Origin of the sequence: Nocardioides pollutisoli, assembly GCF_040045055.1 — a bacterium.
In the GTDB taxonomy this organism is placed as follows: Bacteria; Actinomycetota; Actinomycetes; order Propionibacteriales; family Nocardioidaceae; genus Nocardioides; species Nocardioides tweenelious.
The window spans coordinates 88,720-105,028 of sequence record NZ_JBDZDU010000001.1 but is presented as its reverse complement, the minus strand read 5'-3'; the positions used below and the strand labels follow the sequence as shown (position 1 = coordinate 105,028).

The 16,309-nt window shown below is 72.1% G+C and carries 10 protein-coding genes; all 10 read left to right on the top strand.

From position 1 onward, the window contains the following. The first annotated feature begins 3 nt into the window (after positions 1–3). The 10 genes from ABLE68_RS00470 to ABLE68_RS00425 all read left to right on the top strand — a co-directional run bounded on the left by ABLE68_RS00470 (position 4) and on the right by ABLE68_RS00425 (position 16,309). Positions 4–648, top strand: a complete 645-nt coding sequence (locus ABLE68_RS00470) for an MOSC domain-containing protein (RefSeq protein ID WP_348869097.1) — start codon at positions 4–6, stop codon at positions 646–648. Between the two features lie 79 nt (positions 649–727). Then, positions 728–2,545, top strand: a complete 1,818-nt coding sequence (locus tag ABLE68_RS00465; protein WP_348869096.1) for an AMP-dependent synthetase/ligase — start codon at positions 728–730, stop codon at positions 2,543–2,545. A 169-nt stretch (positions 2,546–2,714) separates the two neighbouring features. Beyond that, on the top strand, positions 2,715–3,386 hold the full coding sequence (locus ABLE68_RS00460; protein ID WP_348869095.1) for a hypothetical protein: 672 nt from the start codon (positions 2,715–2,717) through the stop codon (positions 3,384–3,386). Between the two features lie 10 nt (positions 3,387–3,396). Next, the gene (locus ABLE68_RS00455) at positions 3,397–4,920 is read left to right on the top strand and encodes a DNA polymerase Y family protein (protein ID WP_348869094.1); all 1,524 of its coding nucleotides are present in this window, start codon (positions 3,397–3,399) and stop codon (positions 4,918–4,920) included. After that, on the top strand, positions 4,920–8,309 hold the full coding sequence (locus ABLE68_RS00450; protein ID WP_348869093.1) for an error-prone DNA polymerase: 3,390 nt from the start codon (positions 4,920–4,922) through the stop codon (positions 8,307–8,309). The genes ABLE68_RS00455 and ABLE68_RS00450 overlap by 1 nt, the downstream gene beginning before the upstream one ends. Before the next feature lie 43 nt (positions 8,310–8,352). Continuing rightward, the gene (locus tag ABLE68_RS00445; RefSeq protein WP_348869092.1) at positions 8,353–9,213 is read left to right on the top strand and encodes an intradiol ring-cleavage dioxygenase; all 861 of its coding nucleotides are present in this window, start codon (positions 8,353–8,355) and stop codon (positions 9,211–9,213) included. Positions 9,214–9,233: 20 nt separating this feature from the next. Continuing rightward, a complete protein-coding gene (hemW, locus tag ABLE68_RS00440) occupies positions 9,234–10,460 on the top strand; it encodes a radical SAM family heme chaperone HemW (RefSeq protein ID WP_348869091.1) in 1,227 nt (408 codons plus the stop codon). Between the two features lie 27 nt (positions 10,461–10,487). Continuing rightward, positions 10,488–11,009, top strand: coding sequence for a TM2 domain-containing protein (locus tag ABLE68_RS00435; RefSeq protein ID WP_348869090.1), 522 nt, complete (start codon positions 10,488–10,490; stop codon positions 11,007–11,009). Between the two features lie 111 nt (positions 11,010–11,120). Next, positions 11,121–12,743, top strand: a complete 1,623-nt coding sequence (locus ABLE68_RS00430) for an MFS transporter (protein WP_348869089.1) — start codon at positions 11,121–11,123, stop codon at positions 12,741–12,743. A 50-nt stretch (positions 12,744–12,793) separates the two neighbouring features. After that, complete coding sequence (locus tag ABLE68_RS00425) at positions 12,794–16,309, top strand: adenylate/guanylate cyclase domain-containing protein (protein WP_348869088.1); 3,516 nt, start codon at positions 12,794–12,796, stop codon at positions 16,307–16,309.

The following is a 16,309-nucleotide window of genomic DNA, read 5'->3' as shown; positions in this document are numbered from 1 at the left end:
GTCATGGCCTCGGTCCTCTCCGTCAACGTCGGGTTGCCGCGTGCCGCGGACTGGGCGGAGATCGGGCGCACGTCGTTCGACAAGCACGCGGTGCACGGTCCGGTCATGGTGCGCGCGCTCGGGATCGACGGCGACCAGGTGTCCGACCGCAGGCACCACGGCGGCATCGACCAGGCGGTCTACGCGTTCGCCCGTGAGGACCTCGACGCGTGGGCGGCCGAGCTCGGGCACGAGATCGCGGACGGGCAGTTCGGCGAGAACCTCACGACGACCGGGATCGACGTCAACGAGGCCGAGATCGGTGAGCGCTGGCAGGTGGGGGAGGTGCTGCTCGAGGTCCGTTCGGTCCGTACGCCGTGCAACGACTTCAAGAGCTGGATGGGCATCGGGGGCTACGACAACACCGCCTGGGTGAGGCGGTTCGCCGCCGTGGGCCGGCCCGGTCCCTACCTGAAGGTGCTGGGGGAAGGCTTCCTGAGCGCCGGCGACGAGATCCGGGTGCTGCACCAGCCGGGGCACGGGGTCACCGTGTCGATGATGTTCCGCGCCCTCCACGGCGAGCCGGAGCTGCTGCCGCGGCTGCTCGACGTACCCGACCTGACGCCGAAGGCGCGAGCCCGGGTCGAGCGTTACACCGCCGGTATCTGAGGGTTGCCTACCCGCCAGTTGCACAAGTGATCTAGGTTACTTCGCATCCCCGACCGTCTCGGACGCCCAAGGAGTGTCAATGACCACCCCGGACGCCAGCTTCGTCGACCACCTGACCCAGAACTTCGCGGTGCAGTTCCTCGACCGGGTCGCTGCGTCGGCCGACCACGAGGCCTTTCGCTACCCGCGTGGCGAGACCTGGGAGTCGGTGACCTGGACCCAGGCGGGAGAGCTCGTCGAGCGCCTCGCAGCCGGGCTCCTGTCGCTCGGCATCAAGCAGGAGGAGCGGGTCGGCATCGCCGCCGGCACCCGCTACGAGTGGATCCTCGCCGACCTCGCGGTGATGTGCGCCGGCGGTGCGACCACGACCGTCTACCCGTCGACGAACGCCGTGGACACGGCGTACATCCTCGGCGACTCCGACAGCCGGGTCGTCTTCGCCGAGGACGACGACCAGATCGCCAAGCTCACCGAGCACAAGGCCGAGCTCCCGCACCTGATGAAGGTGGTGACCTTCGACGGCGCCACCGACGGTGACTGGGTGATCGGGCTCGACGACCTCGCCAAGCTGGGCGACGCCTACCTGGCCGAGCACCCGGGGATCGTCGAGGAGACGGCGCGCGCGATCCCGGCCGACCAGCTCGCGACCCTGATCTACACCTCCGGCACGACCGGCAAGCCCAAGGGCGTGCGGCTGCTGCACCGGGCGTGGGTCTACGAGGGCACCGCGATCCAGGTGCAGAACATCCTGGACGAGAGCGACCTGCAGTTCCTGTGGCTGCCGATGGCGCACTCGTTCGGCAAGGTGCTGCTCTCCGCGCAGCTCGCCTGCGGCTTCGCCACCGCGATCGACGGCCGGGTCGACCGGATCGTCGACAACCTGGGCGTCGTGAAGCCGACGTTCATGGGTGCCGCGCCGCGCATCTTCGAGAAGGCCTACGGCCGGATCGTCACCATGCAGGCGGCCGAGGGCGGTGCCAAGGAGAAGATCTTCAAGAAGGCCTTCGAGGTCGGCCTGAAGGTCGACGCTCTGAAGCGCGAGGGCAAGTCCGTGCCGCTGCTGCTCAAGGTGCAGCACGGTCTCTTCGACAAGCTGGTCTTCAGCAAGGTCCGCGAGCGCTTCGGGGGACGGGTCCGCTTCTTCATCTCCGGCTCCGCCGCGCTCAACCCCGAGATCGGCGCGTGGTTCCACGCCGCGGGCATCCTCATCCTCGAGGGCTACGGCATGACCGAGAACGCCGCCGGCGCGACGGTCAACCACCCCGACGACTACAAGATGGGCACGGTCGGACCCGCGCTGCCCGGCGCCGAGGTCAAGATCGGCGAGGGCGACGAGGTCATGCTGCGCGGGCCGCACATCATGGCCGGCTACCACAACCTCCCCGAGGAGACGGCCAAGACGCTGACCTCTGACGGCTGGCTGCACACCGGCGACAAGGGGAGCCTCGACGCCGACGGCTTCCTCACCATCACCGGCCGGATCAAGGAGCTCTTCAAGACCTCCGGCGGCAAGTACGTCGCGCCGCCGGCGATCGAGTCGAAGTTCAAGGCGATCTGCCCCTACGTCAGCCAGTTCATGGTCTTCGGCAGCGAGCGCAACTTCGTGGTCGCCCTGATCACCCTCGACCCCGACGCGATGACGGGCTGGGCCGAGGAGAACGGCATGGCGGGCGCGTCGTACACCGACATCGTGTCCTCGCCGAAGGCCAAGGAGATGGTCAGCGGCTACGTCGACGAGCTGAACACCAAGCTCAACCGCTGGGAGACCATCAAGAAGTGGGAGATCCTCGACCACGACCTGACCATCGAGTCCGGTGAGCTCACCCCCTCGATGAAGGTCAAGCGCAACGTCGTCGAGGACAACAACAAGGACCGGATCGACTCGTTCTACAGCTGATCTGAGACCGCTGCAGGAATCCCCGGTTCACCGGGGATTCCTGCACTTCTAGGGTGTTGCAAAGGTCGAGAAGTGACAGTTCTGCCTGTCCGCTGTGACGGATGTGACGACTGAGGCGGTACGGCGAACCCGCTGTTGACCTGTTCGAACACATGTTCGATCATGGGGTGTGGCCGCCACCGACACCCTCGACACCATCGCGCAGCTCCGTCTGCGGATGGAGCGGATGCACGACGGGGTGCCGCGGATGGAGCTGGCGACCCACCCGGCGCTGGCCGGGCTGGTCCAGCTGCGTGCGGGCGGCAGCTACGCCGTCGACAGCGCCACCCTCGCGCTGGCGCTGATGGCCGGTCCCTCGCGGGCCGGCAGCTGGTGCGCGGTCGTCGGGGTGACCGACTTCGGGGTCGAGGCGGCCGACGCGCTCGGGGTCGACCTGGCCCGCACCGTGGTGGTCCCCGAGCCGGGTGAGCAGTGGCTCGAGGTCACCGCCGCGCTGGTCGACGTCGTCTCCGTGGTGGTGGTCCGCCCGACCGGCCGGGTCACCGAGCAGGTGGCCGAGAAGCTCGGTGCCCGGCTGCGCAAGCGCTCGGCCGTCCTGGTCGCCCAGGAACGTACGCCGGGGGAGTGGCCGCGCTGCGAGGTGCGGCTGACCACCCGCGAGCCCGCCTGGTCCGGGGTCGGGCAGGGCCACGGCCACCTCCAGGCGCGCCGGATCGTGGTCGAGGCGCAGCGCGGGTCGGCCCCGCCGCGCCGCGGCGCGCTGTGGTTCCCCGCCGCCGACGCGACCTACCGCCGGGCCGACCCGGTCGAGGTGCCCGCCGCCGAGGTGGGGGTCGCCTGAGGTGAGAGTGATGGTCGCCTGGTGCCCGGACTGGCCGGTGGTCGCCGCGCTGGCCGACGAGGGGCTGCCCACCCACCTCCCGGCCGCGGTCTTCAGCGCCAACATCGTGCAGGCCGGCAACGCTGCCGCCCGCGCGTCCGGCGTACGCCGCGGGATGCGTCGCCGCGACGCCCAGGGCCGCTGCCCCGACCTCAAGGTCTATCCCGCCAACCCCGACCGCGACGCGCGGGCCTTCGAGCCGGTGCTCGCCGCGATCGAGGAGCAGCACCCCGGGGTCGCGCCGCTGCGACCCGGCCTGGCCGCGCTCCGGGCGCCCGGGCGCTTCCACGGCGGTGAGGAGCCGGCCGCCGCGCTCCTCGCCGAGCGGCTGGTCGGGCTCGGTGTCTGGGACACCCGGTTCGGCGTCGCCGACGAGCTCTTCACCGCCGAGCAGGCGGCCCGCCGCGCCGAGCCCCAGGACTGCCGGGTGGTCGCGGCAGGGGAGTCGGTGCCGTTCCTGCGCGGGCTGCCGGTCGAGGTGCTCGAGGACGCCGACGCCGTCAGCCTGCTCAAGCGGCTCGGGCTGCGCACCCTCGGCGACCTCGCCGACCTGCGCGCCAGCGACGTCCGCGACCGGTTCGGCCCGCAGGTCGCCTGGGTCCACCGGGTCGTCGGCGGCGACGGGTCGGTGCTCCTCGCGACCCGGACCCCGCCGCCCGAGCTCGCCTGCCACGTCGACTTCGAGCCGCCGCTCGACTCCGCCGAGACGATCACCTTCAGCGTCCGCCAGACCGCCGACCGGGTGGTCGCCGGGCTGGCCGCCCAGCACCTCGTCTGCACCGAGGTCCGGATCGAGGCGTTCTGCGAGGGCACGTCGTACGACGACCCCGCGTCGTCCCGCGAGTGGCTGCACCCGCGCTGGTTCACCGCCGTCGACCTGGTCGACCGGCTCCACTGGCAGCTCCAGGGCGGGTTCCGTGCCGGGGACATCCGTTCCCCGGTGAGCCGGATCCTGATCACGCCACTGACTGTCGTCCCCGACGCCGTGCACGCCGACGGGCTCTGGGGCGGCACCGACGAACGCGTCGCCCGCGGCATCGCCCGGGTCCAGGGGATGCTCGGCCACGAGGCCGTCGTCGTCCCCGTCCTGCAAGGCGGTCGCGCGCCCGCCGACCGGCAGGCGCTGGTGCCGTGGGGCGAGCGGCCGACCGGGCTGCGGCCCGCCGGGCCGCCGTGGCCGGGCAGCATCCCACCGCCCGCTCCCGCGCGGGTGCTCACCATCCCGTGGGCGGCCGACGTCGTCGGCGTCGGCGGCCGGTCGGTCGGGGTCGACGAGCGGGGCGCGGTCAGCTGCGAGCCGGCGCGGTTCCGGCCCGAGCCGCGCAGCGACTGGCTGCCGGTCGCTGCCTGGGCCGGCCCGTGGCCGGTCGAGGAGCTGTGGTGGGAGGCCACCCCGCGCCGGGTCGCGCGCTTCCAGGTGGTCGGCGTCGACGGCCGCGCCTGGCTGATGACCTGGGACGACGGTGTCTGGTTCACGGAAGCTGCGTACGACTGATGGGCTGGTCCAACCCGCCCGTCTCGTGGGGCGAGCTCGAGAAGCGCCTCTCGGGCCGGGTCAACACCCCGCAGGACCCCGAGGCGCCGATCTCGACGCGCAAGCGCAAGCGGCAACGGGTCGACGTCGAGCGACCGAGCGGCGAGGTCACGCCGTACGCCGAGCTGCACTGCCACTCCAACTTCAGCTTCCTCGACGGCGCCAGCGGGCCCGACCACCTGGTGCTGGAGGCGATCCGGCTCGGGCTGCACGCGCTGGCGATCACCGACCACGACGGGTTCTACGGCGCGCCGCTCTTCGCCGAGACGGCCCAGCTCCACGACGGGCTCGGCACCATCTACGGCGCCGAGCTCTCGCTCGGGTTGTCCGGTCCGCAGAACGGTGTCCCCGATCCCGAGGGCAGCCATCTCCTGGTGCTCGCGCGCGGGGTCGAGGGCTACCACCGGCTCGCCGGCGCGATCACCGACGCCCAGCTGCGCGGTGACGAGAAGGGGCGCCCCGTCTACGACCTGGCCGAGCTGGCCGACCGTGGGCGCGACCACTGGCTGGTCCTCACCGGCTGCCGCAAGGGCACGGTCCGCCAGGCGCTCAGGCGCGGCCCGTCGTACGCCGCCGAGGAGCTCGACCGGCTCACCACGCTCTTCGGTCGCGAGCACGTCGTGGTGGAGCTGACCGACCACGGGTTCCCGACCGACAGCCACCACAACGACCTGCTGGCAGCGATCGCCGCAGACCGCGGGCTGCCGGTCGTGGCCACCAACAACGTCCACTACGCACGCCCCGACGGTCACCGGTTGGCCGGCGCGATGGCCGCGGTCCGCGCGCGGCGCAGCCTGGCCGACATGAACGGCTGGCTCCCGGCGTCCGGGATGGCCAGCCTGCGGTCGGGGGCGGAGATGGCGCGGAGGTTCGCGCGGTTCCCCGGGGCGGTCGCTCACAGCGTCACGCTCGCCGACGAGCTCGCCTTCGACCTCCAGAAGGCGACGCCCCGGCTGCCCAAGGACGGCATCCCCGAGGGCCACACCGCCACGTCCTGGCTGCGCGAGCTGACCGAGCGCGGCTTCGCGCTGCGCTACGCCCACGAGCCGCACGCCGAGGAGGCCCGCGAGAAGGTCGAGCACGAGCTGCGGGTGATCGGCGAGAAGGACTTCGCCGGCTACTTCGTGATCGTCCACGACATCGTGGAGTTCGCCCGGTCGCAGGGGATCCTCTGCCAGGGCAGGGGATCCGCGGCCAGCTCGGCGGTCTGCTACGCCCTCGGGATCACCGCGATCGACCCCGTCTTCTACCAGCTCCCCTTCGAGCGGTTCATCTCCCAGCACCGCGAGGAGGAGCCCGACATCGACGTCGACTTCGACTCCGACAAGCGCGAGCAGGTCATCCAGTGGGTCTACGACAGGTACGGCCGTCACAACGCCGCCCAGGTCGCCAACGTCGTCGGCTACCGCCCCAAGATGGCGGTCCGCGACGCGGCCAAGGCGCTCGGCCACTCACCCGGGCAGCAGGACGCCTGGTCCAAGCAGGTCACCAGCTGGACGACGGTCGCCTCCCGTGATCCGGGTGGCGACCACGACGTACCCGTCACCGTCGTCGACCTCGCCAACCAGTTCCTGGGCGCCCCGCGTCACCTCGGCATCCACTCCGGCGGGATGGTGCTCACCGAGCGGCCGATCGGTGAGGTGGTGCCGATCGAGCGGGCGCGGATGGAGAAGCGCACCGTGCTCCAGTGGGACAAGGACGCCTGCGAGTTCATGGGCCTGGTGAAGTTCGACCTGCTCGGGCTCGGGATGCTCAGCGCCCTCGACCACATGATGGTGATCGTCCGCGAGCACCTCGGCGACGACTGGCAGCTCGCCACCATCCCCAAGGAGGAGCCCGCGGTCTACGACATGCTCTGCCGGGCCGACTCGATCGGCGTCTTCCAGGTCGAGAGCCGGGCCCAGATCGGCACCCTGCCGCGACTGCGGCCCCGGGAGTTCTACGACCTGGCGATCGAGATCGCCCTGATCCGGCCCGGGCCGATCCAGGGCGGCGCCGTCCACCCCTACATCCGGCGCGCCACCGGCCGGGAGGAGGTCGAGTTCGCCCACCCGCTGCTCGAGCCGGTGCTCGCGCGGACCAAGGGTGTCCCGCTCTTCCAGGAGCAGCTGATGGACATGGCGCGGGTGCTCGGCGACTGCAACCGCGACGAGGCCGACCTGCTGCGCCGGGCGATGGGCTCCAAGCGCGGCGTCGAGCGGATCGAGTCGGTCAAGGACAAGCTGATGGCGGGGATGACCGCCAAGGGCATCACCGGCGAGAAGGCCGACGCGATCTACCTGCAGATCCTGTCCTTCGCCAACTTCGGCTTCGCCGAGAGCCACTCGCTGTCCTTCGCCAAGCTCGTCTACGCGAGCTCGTGGTGCAAGCTCCACTACCCCGGGGCGTTCCTCGCGGCGCTGCTGCGCGCCCAGCCGATGGGGTTCTACTCGCCGCAGTCGCTGGTCCACGACGCCCGCCGCCACGGGGTCGACGTACGCCGGCCCGACCTCGCGCTCTCCGGCGCGACCGCCGACCTGGAGCTGGTGGGCGAGCCCGGTCCCACGGGGCTCGACGCGTGCCTGCACGACGGGGCGCGCACCGAGTGGGTCGACGGCACCCCCGACCCGACCCCGGAGCACCGGCGTGACACGTCGTACGCCGTACGCCTCGGTCTCGACTCGGTGCGCGGGATCAGCACCTCGGTCGCCGAGCGGATCGTGGCGGCGCGGTCGGAGCGGCCGTTCGCCGACCAGGTCGACCTGTCCCGGCGGGCCGGGCTCGACGCCCGCCAGCTCGAGGCGCTCGCGACGGCGGGCGTCTTCACAGGCCTGTCGCGGCGCCAGGCGCTGTGGAACGCCGGGTGGACCGAGAGCGAGGAGCACCTCGAGGGGATCCGGGCCGCCGGACCGGCGCCGATGCTGCCGGAGATGGACGACGTCGAGATCACCATGGCCGACCTGTGGGCGACCGGGATCACGCCGGCGGACCACCCGTTCGACTACCTGCGTGCGCAGCTGCGTGCGGCCGGGATCAAGTCGGTGGCCGACACCGCGAGCGCCGAGTCCGGTCGCCGGGTCCACGTCGCGGGGCTGGTGACCCACCGGCAGCGGCCCGGCACCGCCGGCGGGGTCACCTTCCTCAACCTCGAGGACGAGACCGGGATGCTCAACGTGATCTGCACGGTGGGGGTGTGGAAGCGCTACCGCACGGTCGCTGCCAACGCCGCCGGGATGGTGATCCGCGGGATGCTCGAGCGCCAGGACGGCGTCACCAACCTGCTCGCCGACCGGTTGGCCCCGATCGAGGACGTCTACCCCGAGGCCGGCCGGGCGCTGCGGGCCCGACACCGCTCGCGGGACTTCCACTGACCGCTCACAGCCACCGCACAGACGGAGCGGGTCTCCTGGGGACATGGACGAAGAACTCGAAGACCACGACCTCGGCCTCTCCCACGACCTGCCCCGCATCGTCGAGCGCAACAAGATGATGGGTCGCCGCGGGATGCTGGCCGTCTTCGGCGCTGCGGGCGTGGCGGCCGTCGCCGTCGCCTGCGGCTCGGACGGGCAGGCCACCACGTCCTCGTCGACACCCCAGCAGGCGCCGGCGGGCGGGGGTGGCGACCAGGGAACGACGACCACCGTCGCCGACGGCGAGATCCCCGAGGAGACCGCCGGTCCCTACCCGGGCGACGGCTCGAACGGCGTCAACGTGCTCTCCGAGTCGGGCATCGTCCGCAGCGACCTCACGTCCAGCTTCGGCTCCGCCTCCGGCGTCGCCGAGGGCGTCCCGGTGACCGTCGACCTCAAGGTCTACGACCTGAACGGCGACGACGCGACCGCCCTCGCCGGTGCCGCGGTCTACCTGTGGCACTGCAACCGCGAGGGGGAGTACTCGATGTACTCCGAGTCGATCGCCGACGAGAACTACCTCCGCGGCGTCCAGGAGACCGATGCCGACGGGCGGGTGACCTTCACCAGCATCTTCCCGGCCTGCTACGACGGACGCTGGCCGCACATGCACTTCGAGGTCTACCAGTCGCTCGACGACGCCACGTCGTACACCAACAAGCTGCGCACCTCCCAGCTCGCGCTGCCGCAGGACATCTGCGAGAGCGTCTACGCCACCGAGGGGTACGACGCCAGCGTCGCCAACCTCGCGAAGGTCAGCCTCGACAGCGACATGGTCTTCTCCGACGGCTACTCGCTCCAGCTGGCCAAGGTCACCGGCTCGGTCGACGACGGCTACACGATCTCGCTCAACGTCCCTGTCTGACCGGGTGGTTGGATGGGCACGTGCCGTCAGCCCTGCCCGCCGGAGATCCGGTCCCCGAGGACGGGAGCCTCCCGGAGAGCGCGCTGGCGGGGCTGGGCAAGCGGCCGTTCGGGTTCTACGTGCACGTGCCCTTCTGCACGGTCCGCTGCGGCTACTGCGACTTCAACACCTACACGGCCGACGAGCTCGGACCGGCCGGCGGCTCGCGGGGAGCGAGCCGGTCGACGTACGCCGAGGCCGCGATCGCGGAGGTACGCCGGGCCCGCCAGGTGCTCGGCGACGTGGACGTCCCGGTCGAGACGATCTTCTTCGGCGGCGGTACGCCGACGCTGCTGAGCCCCGGCGACCTGGGCAGCATCGTGGCAGCGATCGCCAGCGAGTTCGGGATCGTCGAGGGCGCCGAGGTGACCACCGAGTCCAACCCGGACAGCGTCGCGCTGTGGGACCTCGAGGAGCTGCGGGGCGCCGGCTTCAACCGGATCTCCTTCGGCATGCAGTCCGCGGTCGACCACGTGCTCAAGGTGCTCGACCGCACCCACGACCCGCTGCGGGTGCCGGCCGTCGTCGACTGGGCGCGCCAGGCGGGGTTCGAGCAGGTCAGCCTGGACCTCATCTACGGCACGCCGGGGGAGTCGCTCGCCGACTGGGAGACCAGCGTCGAGGCCGCGCTGGCGTGCGCGCCCGACCACGTGTCGGCGTACTCCCTCATCGTCGAGGACGGCACCGCCCTTGCCCGCCACGTGAAGCGCGGCGACCTGCCGATGCCCGACGAGGACGACCTCGCCGACAAGTACCTCCTCGTCGACGAGCGGCTCGCGCGGGCCGGTCTGGGCTGGTACGAGGTCTCGAACTGGGCCAAGGACGACGCCAGCCGCTGCCGGCACAACCTCCTCTACTGGACCGGTGCCGACTGGTGGGGCGTCGGACCCGGCGCCCACTCCCACGTCGGCGGCGTGCGGTGGTGGAACGTCAAGCACCCGGTGGCGTACGCCGATCGCATCGCGGCCGGCCTCAGCCCGGCCCACTCCCGCGAGGTCCTCGACGAGGAGAGCCGCCGGGTCGAGCGCGTCCTGCTCGAGCTGCGGCTCCGCGACGGGCTGCCGGTCAGCGTCCTGGACGCCACCGGCCGGGCCGCCGTCGCGCGCCTGATGGACGAGGGGCTGCTGACCCGCCACGCGGAGCGGCTGATCCCGACCCAGCGTGGTCGCCTGCTCGCCGACGCGGTCGTGCGTGACCTGCTGCCCTAGCCGGTCCGCAGGTCCTACTCTGTGCGCATGACCCAAGGTCCCGAGACCCCCGACCCGTCCCAGCCCGGCGGCCAGCCCGAGGGGCAGTCGACCCCGCCGCCGTACGGCGAGCCGACCCCGCCCCCCTACGGCGCCCCGGCCCCGCCCCCGCCCCCCGCGGGCGGCGCGGTCCCGCCGCCCTACGACCCCAACCAGGCGCCGCCGCCCCAGCCGCAGCCGCCCTACGGCCAGCAGGCCTTCCCGTCCGGCTACCCGCCGCCGCAGCCCGGTGTCTACGGCGCCAGCCCGGCCGCGCCGTACGGCGTGCACCCGGTCACCGGCATCCCCTACTCCGACAAGTCGAAGCTGGTCGCCGGTCTGCTCCAGATCCTGATCCCGCTCGGCATCGGCCGGTTCTACATCGGCGACACCAAGATCGGTGTCTGGCAGATCATCGTCACGGTGTTCACGTGCGGCATCGGCGCGCTGTGGCCGTTCATCGACGGCATCATCATCCTGGCGACCGACAGCGTCGACGCCCAGGGCAGACCACTGCGCAGCGGCGCCTGATCCGAGCTCCACACTGTCGGCTACCCGACAGTGCGACGACCTCCGTCGGCTCCATGATGTGCGTGCTCCCACCCCTGGGGGCACGCACATCGGAGCGGCGGAGGTTCGTTCATGTCGGGGTCACTACGGCGGGTCTTCGTGGACCCGAACCTGCGACGCATCCAGCTCGCCTTCTTCGGCTCGACGCTGGGTGACTGGGCCTACGGCACGGCGATCACGGTCTGGGCCTACTCGGTCGGCGGGGCCACGGCGGTGGGCGTCTTCCAGGGCATCCGGTTCGTCGCCGTCGCGATCGCCGGACCGATCGGCGCCACCGTCGCTGACAAGGTGTCCCGCAAGCGTTGGATGATGACCACCGACGCGGTCCGCGCGGTGCTGGTCTCCGGCGCAGCGATCTCGATCGGCCTCGGTGGGCCACCCGCCGTCGTCTTCGTGCTCGCCCTCGCGAGCACCATGGTCGGCGCCTCCTTCCGCTCCGCGCAGGCCGGCCTGATCCCGCAGCTGGTCTCCACGCCCGACGAGCTGACCGCCTCCAACGCCGTGGCCGCCAACCTGGAGCCGATCGCCCAGTTCAGCGGCCCGGCGATCGCGGCGGTGCTCATCGGGGTCCTCGACCTCGAGGTCGTCCTCTGGCTCAACGTCGCCAGCTTCGTCTGGTCGTGGGCGCTCGTGGCCGGGGTGCGCGTCCCGCCCGGCCGGGAGCCCGAACCCGTGGAGGACCAGCGCGAGGAGCCCGGGTTCCTCCGCGAGGTCACCGCAGGCTTCGCCGAGATCGCGCGCAGTCGCGACCTCGGTGTCGTCTCGCTCCTCGCCGTCTGCCAGGGCCTGATCTGGGGTGCGCTCACGATCTTCACGCTGATGCTGGCGGTCGACGTGCTCGAGACCGGGCCGGAGGGCGTGGGCTACATCGACTCGGTGCTCGCCGTCGGCACGGTCGCGGGCGGGCTGTTCATGCTCGCGCGGGTCGGCCGCGGTCGGCTCGGGCGCGACATGGCCCTCGGCGTGCTCGGGTGGTCGCTGCCCCTGGTCGTCCTCGCCATCCACCCTGCTCCGGTCCTGATCCTGGCCGCGATGGTCGTCATCGGCTTCTCCGACGCCGCCGTCAACCTCGGCCTCGACACGATCCCGCAGCGGGTCGCGCCGGAGCGGGTGCTGTCCCGGGTCTTCGCGGCGGTCGAGAGCTCGCTCATCGCCTCGATGGCGCTGGGTGCCCTCGCTGCTCCGATCGCCGTCCACCTGGTCGGCTACCGGTGGGCGACGGCCGGGCTCGGGGTCGCGGTGGTCGCCGTGGTCGCGGCCTCGTGGTCCCAGGTGCGGCAGATGGACCGGCGCCTCGTCGAGCCGGACCACCTGGCCACGCTGCGCTCCGTCGACCTCTTCGCGTCCATCCCGTCGCCCGTGCTGGAGACGCTGGCGCGCAGGCTCGAACGGGTGTCGTACGCCGAGGGCGAGCCGGTCCTGCTCGAGGGCGAGAGCTCGGACCGCTTCTACCTGATCCTGTCCGGCTCGGTCGAGGTCACCCAGGACGGCCGGTTGCTCCGCGTCGAGGGTCCGGGGGAGTTCTTCGGCGAGATCGGGCTCCTCCGCGACGTGCCCCGCACCGCGACCGTCACCGCCCTCGAGACCACCGAGCTGCTGGCCCTGGAGCGTGACGACTTCCTCGCGGCCGTCACCGGCCACTCCGAGTCCGCGAGCCTGGCCGAGGACGTGGTGTCCCAACGGCTGGCGGTCTGACATGCGAGTTCGGCCTCGTACGACGGGGGTGATGGGTCATCCTTGACGACGTGACGAGCTGCAGCAGCTGCGGAGCCTCGGGGCAGCCGGACGGTGCGAAGTTCTGCTTCGCCTGTGGTGGCTCGCTCCAGACCCTTGCCTGCCGGTCCTGCCAGGCCGAGATCGTGCCGGGTGCGCGGTTCTGCAGCAGCTGCGGCGCCGAGCAGGGTGCGGCGCCGGCTCCGGCCGCACCGGTCGCCTCCCGGCGCGTGACCAGCGTGCTCTTCGGCGACCTGGTCGGCTTCACCGCGCTGTCGGAGACGCGCGACCAGGAGCAGGTCCGCGAGCTGCTGTCGCGCTACTTCGACGAGTGCCGCGCGATCATCGCGCGCTACGGCGGCACCGTCGAGAAGTTCATCGGTGACGCCGTGATGGCGGTCTGGGGCGTCCCGACCGCCCACGAGGACGACGCCGAGCGCGCCGTCCGCGCGGGCCTCGAGTTGGTCAACACGATCGCCGCGCTGGGTTCCGACATCGACGTCGCCGACCTCGCGATGCGGGTCGGGATCGTCACCGGCGAGGTCGCGGTCACCATCGGCGCCGAGCAGCAGGGCATGGTCGCCGGCGACGCCGTCAACACGGCCTCGCGCGTGCAGACGGCCGCTGCACCGGGCCAGGTGTGGGTCGACGAGACGACGCGCCTGCTCACGTCCTCGGCGATCACCTACCTCGACGTCGGCAGCCACGCCATGAAGGGCAAGGCCGAGCCGATGCCGCTCTGGTCGGTGCGGGCGGTCGTCGCGGCGGTCGGTGGTGCGCAGCGCGCCGACGGGCTCGAGGCGCCGCACATCGGGCGCGACCGCGAGATGCGGCTGGTCAAGGAGCTCTTCCACCGCGTCGAGGAGACCGACCGGCCGGCGCTGCTCGTCGTCGACGGCGATGCCGGGCTCGGCAAGTCCCGGCTGGCCTGGGAGTTCGAGAAGTACGTCGACGGCCTGTCCGCCGACGTTCGCTGGCACAGCGGGCGCTGCCTGTCGTACGGCGAGGGCGTGGCGTTCTACGCGCTGGCCGAGGCGATCCGCGGCCGCCTGCAGGTGCTGCGCAACAACGACGAGGGCATCGACGCCGAGGACGCCGTCCACGGCGAGGAGGACCAGGCCGAGCTGCTGGCCGAGGGCCTCGACCGGCTGCTGACCGACCCCGACGAGCGGGCCTGGCTGGAGCCGCGGATGGCCGCACTCCTGGGCATCGGCGCGGTCGGGTCGTTCCCGCGTGAGGACCTCTTCTCCGCCTGGACCACCTTCCTCCACCGGGTCAGCGACAGCATCCCCGGCCAGCAGACGCCCGTGGTGCTGCTGATCGACGACGCGCAGTACGCCGACGACGGGCTCGTCCTCTTCGTCGAGCACCTGCTCGCGTTCGCGACCTTCCCTTGTTTCGTCGGGCTCTTCACGCGCCCGGGCCTGCTCGAGGCCAACGCGAGCCTCGCCACCAACCGGCGCTCGACGGTGGTCCACCTCGACGCGCTCGCGCCGCGACAGATGGGCCAGCTGCTCGACGGCCTGGTCGGTGGGCTCGACGACGCCGTGCGCGACGCGCTCGTGTCCCGGGCCGAGGGCATCCCGCTCTTCGCCGTCGAGACGGTGCGCTCGTTGATCGACCGCGACCTCGTCGTACCTCGTGGTGGGCAGTACGTCCTCGCCGGCGACCAGCGGCTCGACCTCGACCAGATCGGTGCGCCCGCGTCGCTGCAGGCGTTGGTCGCCGCGCGCCTCGACAAGCTCTCACCCGACCAGCGGCGGGTCCTCGACCGGGCGAGCATCGTGGGCCGGTCCTTCGCGCGCGACACCATCGCCCAGCTCTGCCCGGACGTCGCCGACCTCGACGACGTGCTCGCCGCCCTGGTCCGGCTCCAGCTGCTGCGCCAGGAGTCCAACCGGCTCAGCGTCGAGGTCGGGCTCTACCAGTTCGTGCAGGCGGTCGTCCGCCAGGTCGCCTACGGCACCCTCGCGCGGCGCGACCGGAAGGCCGGTCATCTCGCGGTCGTCGGGCTGTTGACGGCGGCCGAGGAGTCGCGCGCCGAGGTCGCGGCGATCGCGGCCCAGCACTACCTCGACGCCATCGACGCGGTCCCCGAGGACGACGACGTCACCGAGCTGACCGACCGGGCGATCGGTGACCTGCGTCGCGCGGCGTCCCGCGCCCTGTCGCTCGGCGCACCGGCAGAGGCGGCCGGGCACCTCGGCGTCGCCCTGGAGCGGGCCGGCGATCCCACGCTGCGCGCACAGATCGAGCTGGACCTCGCGCGGGCTCTGCGCGAGGCGGGCGAGCTGGAGCGCACGATCGTGCACAGCGAGTCGGCGCGCGACGCGTTCGAGGCGCGAGGTGACGAGCTGTCCGCCAGCTCGGCGGTGGCGATCCTCGCGCACGCGGTCGCGGTGGGACGCAACGACTACGAGGTCGGGATCGCGATGGCCCAGGAGAGGTACGACGCGCTGCGCGGGCGCGACGACGCCGCCCGCGTCCTGGTCGAGCTCGCGCAGACCCTGATCCAGCTGCAGATCCGCACCAGTCACGACTTCCGCGAGATCGCCGACGAGAAGGCGCGTCTCGCCGAGCTGGTCGACGACGAGGCGGAGATCGCCGACAGCTACGTCGGCCTGGCGCTCCACTACATGCTCACCGGCACCCGGGGCCTCGGGCGCGCGCTCTTCGCGTCTGCGGCCGAGATCAGCCGGCGCATCGACCGGCTCGACATCCTCAATCGCTGCCTGACCAACCTCAACGTGTCCTGGACCCCGGACGACGCCGAGCGTGCCCTGGACTACGGCCGGCAGGCGATCGTGGTCAGTCGGCAGGCGGGCTCCCTCTACGCCCACTCCAACACCGCGATCAACCTCGCGCTCGCCCAGCTGCTCGCCGGGGACTGGGACGGCGTCCCGGCCAGCTGCGCCGAGGCCGAGACGGAGCGCATCATCGCCGACTTCGTGACCGGCCGGATGGCACTGGTCCGCGGGCAGGAGTGGAGCCCGTCGCCGGAGTTCGCGACCGAGCTCGACGGCGACGACCTGTCCCTGCGGTCGTTCGTGCTCGCGTCCATCGCGATGCACCGCCAGGCGACGGGTCAGCCCGCGGCGGCGCAGGCGCGGGAGGCGGCCGAGACGATGTACGCCGCCACCGGTCTCTACGACGACTTCACCAGCGTCTGGCAGGTCGCGACCGACATCGCCTGGGAGACCGGTGACCGGGCCGAGCTCGACACCCTCCTCGCGATCGTCGACGACCACCGCGGCAGCAACCCGACGACCGGCCTGCGTGCCCAGCGGGCCCGGATGGCCGGCCTGGTCGCGTCAACGGGCGACGACCCGCAGGCCGAGCAGCACTTCCGCGCGGCGATCGCGCTCTCCGAGCAGTGGCACTCCGAGCCGACGCTCGCGCGCTGCCGCGCCGACCTCGGCACCTGGCTCGTCCGCCACGGTCGGGCCGACGAAGGGGGTGTCCTGCTCGACCAGGCACGGGAGACCTTCGGCCGCCTCGGTGCCGTGCAGTGGAGCGAGCAGCTCGACGCCGCCCTCGTCACGGCGTGA

Excerpts from the sequence above, each read along its gene's own strand:
- ABLE68_RS00470 (WP_348869097.1), top strand. The coding sequence starts at position 4 with ATGGCCTCGGTCCTCTCCGTCAACGTCGGGTTGCCGCGTGCCGCGGAC.
- ABLE68_RS00430 (WP_348869089.1), top strand. The coding sequence starts at position 11,121 with ATGTCGGGGTCACTACGGCGGGTCTTCGTGGACCCGAACCTGCGACGC.
- ABLE68_RS00435 (WP_348869090.1), top strand. The coding sequence starts at position 10,488 with ATGACCCAAGGTCCCGAGACCCCCGACCCGTCCCAGCCCGGCGGCCAG.
- ABLE68_RS00445 (WP_348869092.1), top strand. The coding sequence starts at position 8,353 with ATGGACGAAGAACTCGAAGACCACGACCTCGGCCTCTCCCACGACCTG.
- ABLE68_RS00465 (WP_348869096.1), top strand. The coding sequence starts at position 728 with ATGACCACCCCGGACGCCAGCTTCGTCGACCACCTGACCCAGAACTTC.
- ABLE68_RS00455 (WP_348869094.1), top strand. The coding sequence starts at position 3,397 with ATGGTCGCCTGGTGCCCGGACTGGCCGGTGGTCGCCGCGCTGGCCGAC.
- ABLE68_RS00450 (WP_348869093.1), top strand. The coding sequence starts at position 4,920 with ATGGGCTGGTCCAACCCGCCCGTCTCGTGGGGCGAGCTCGAGAAGCGC.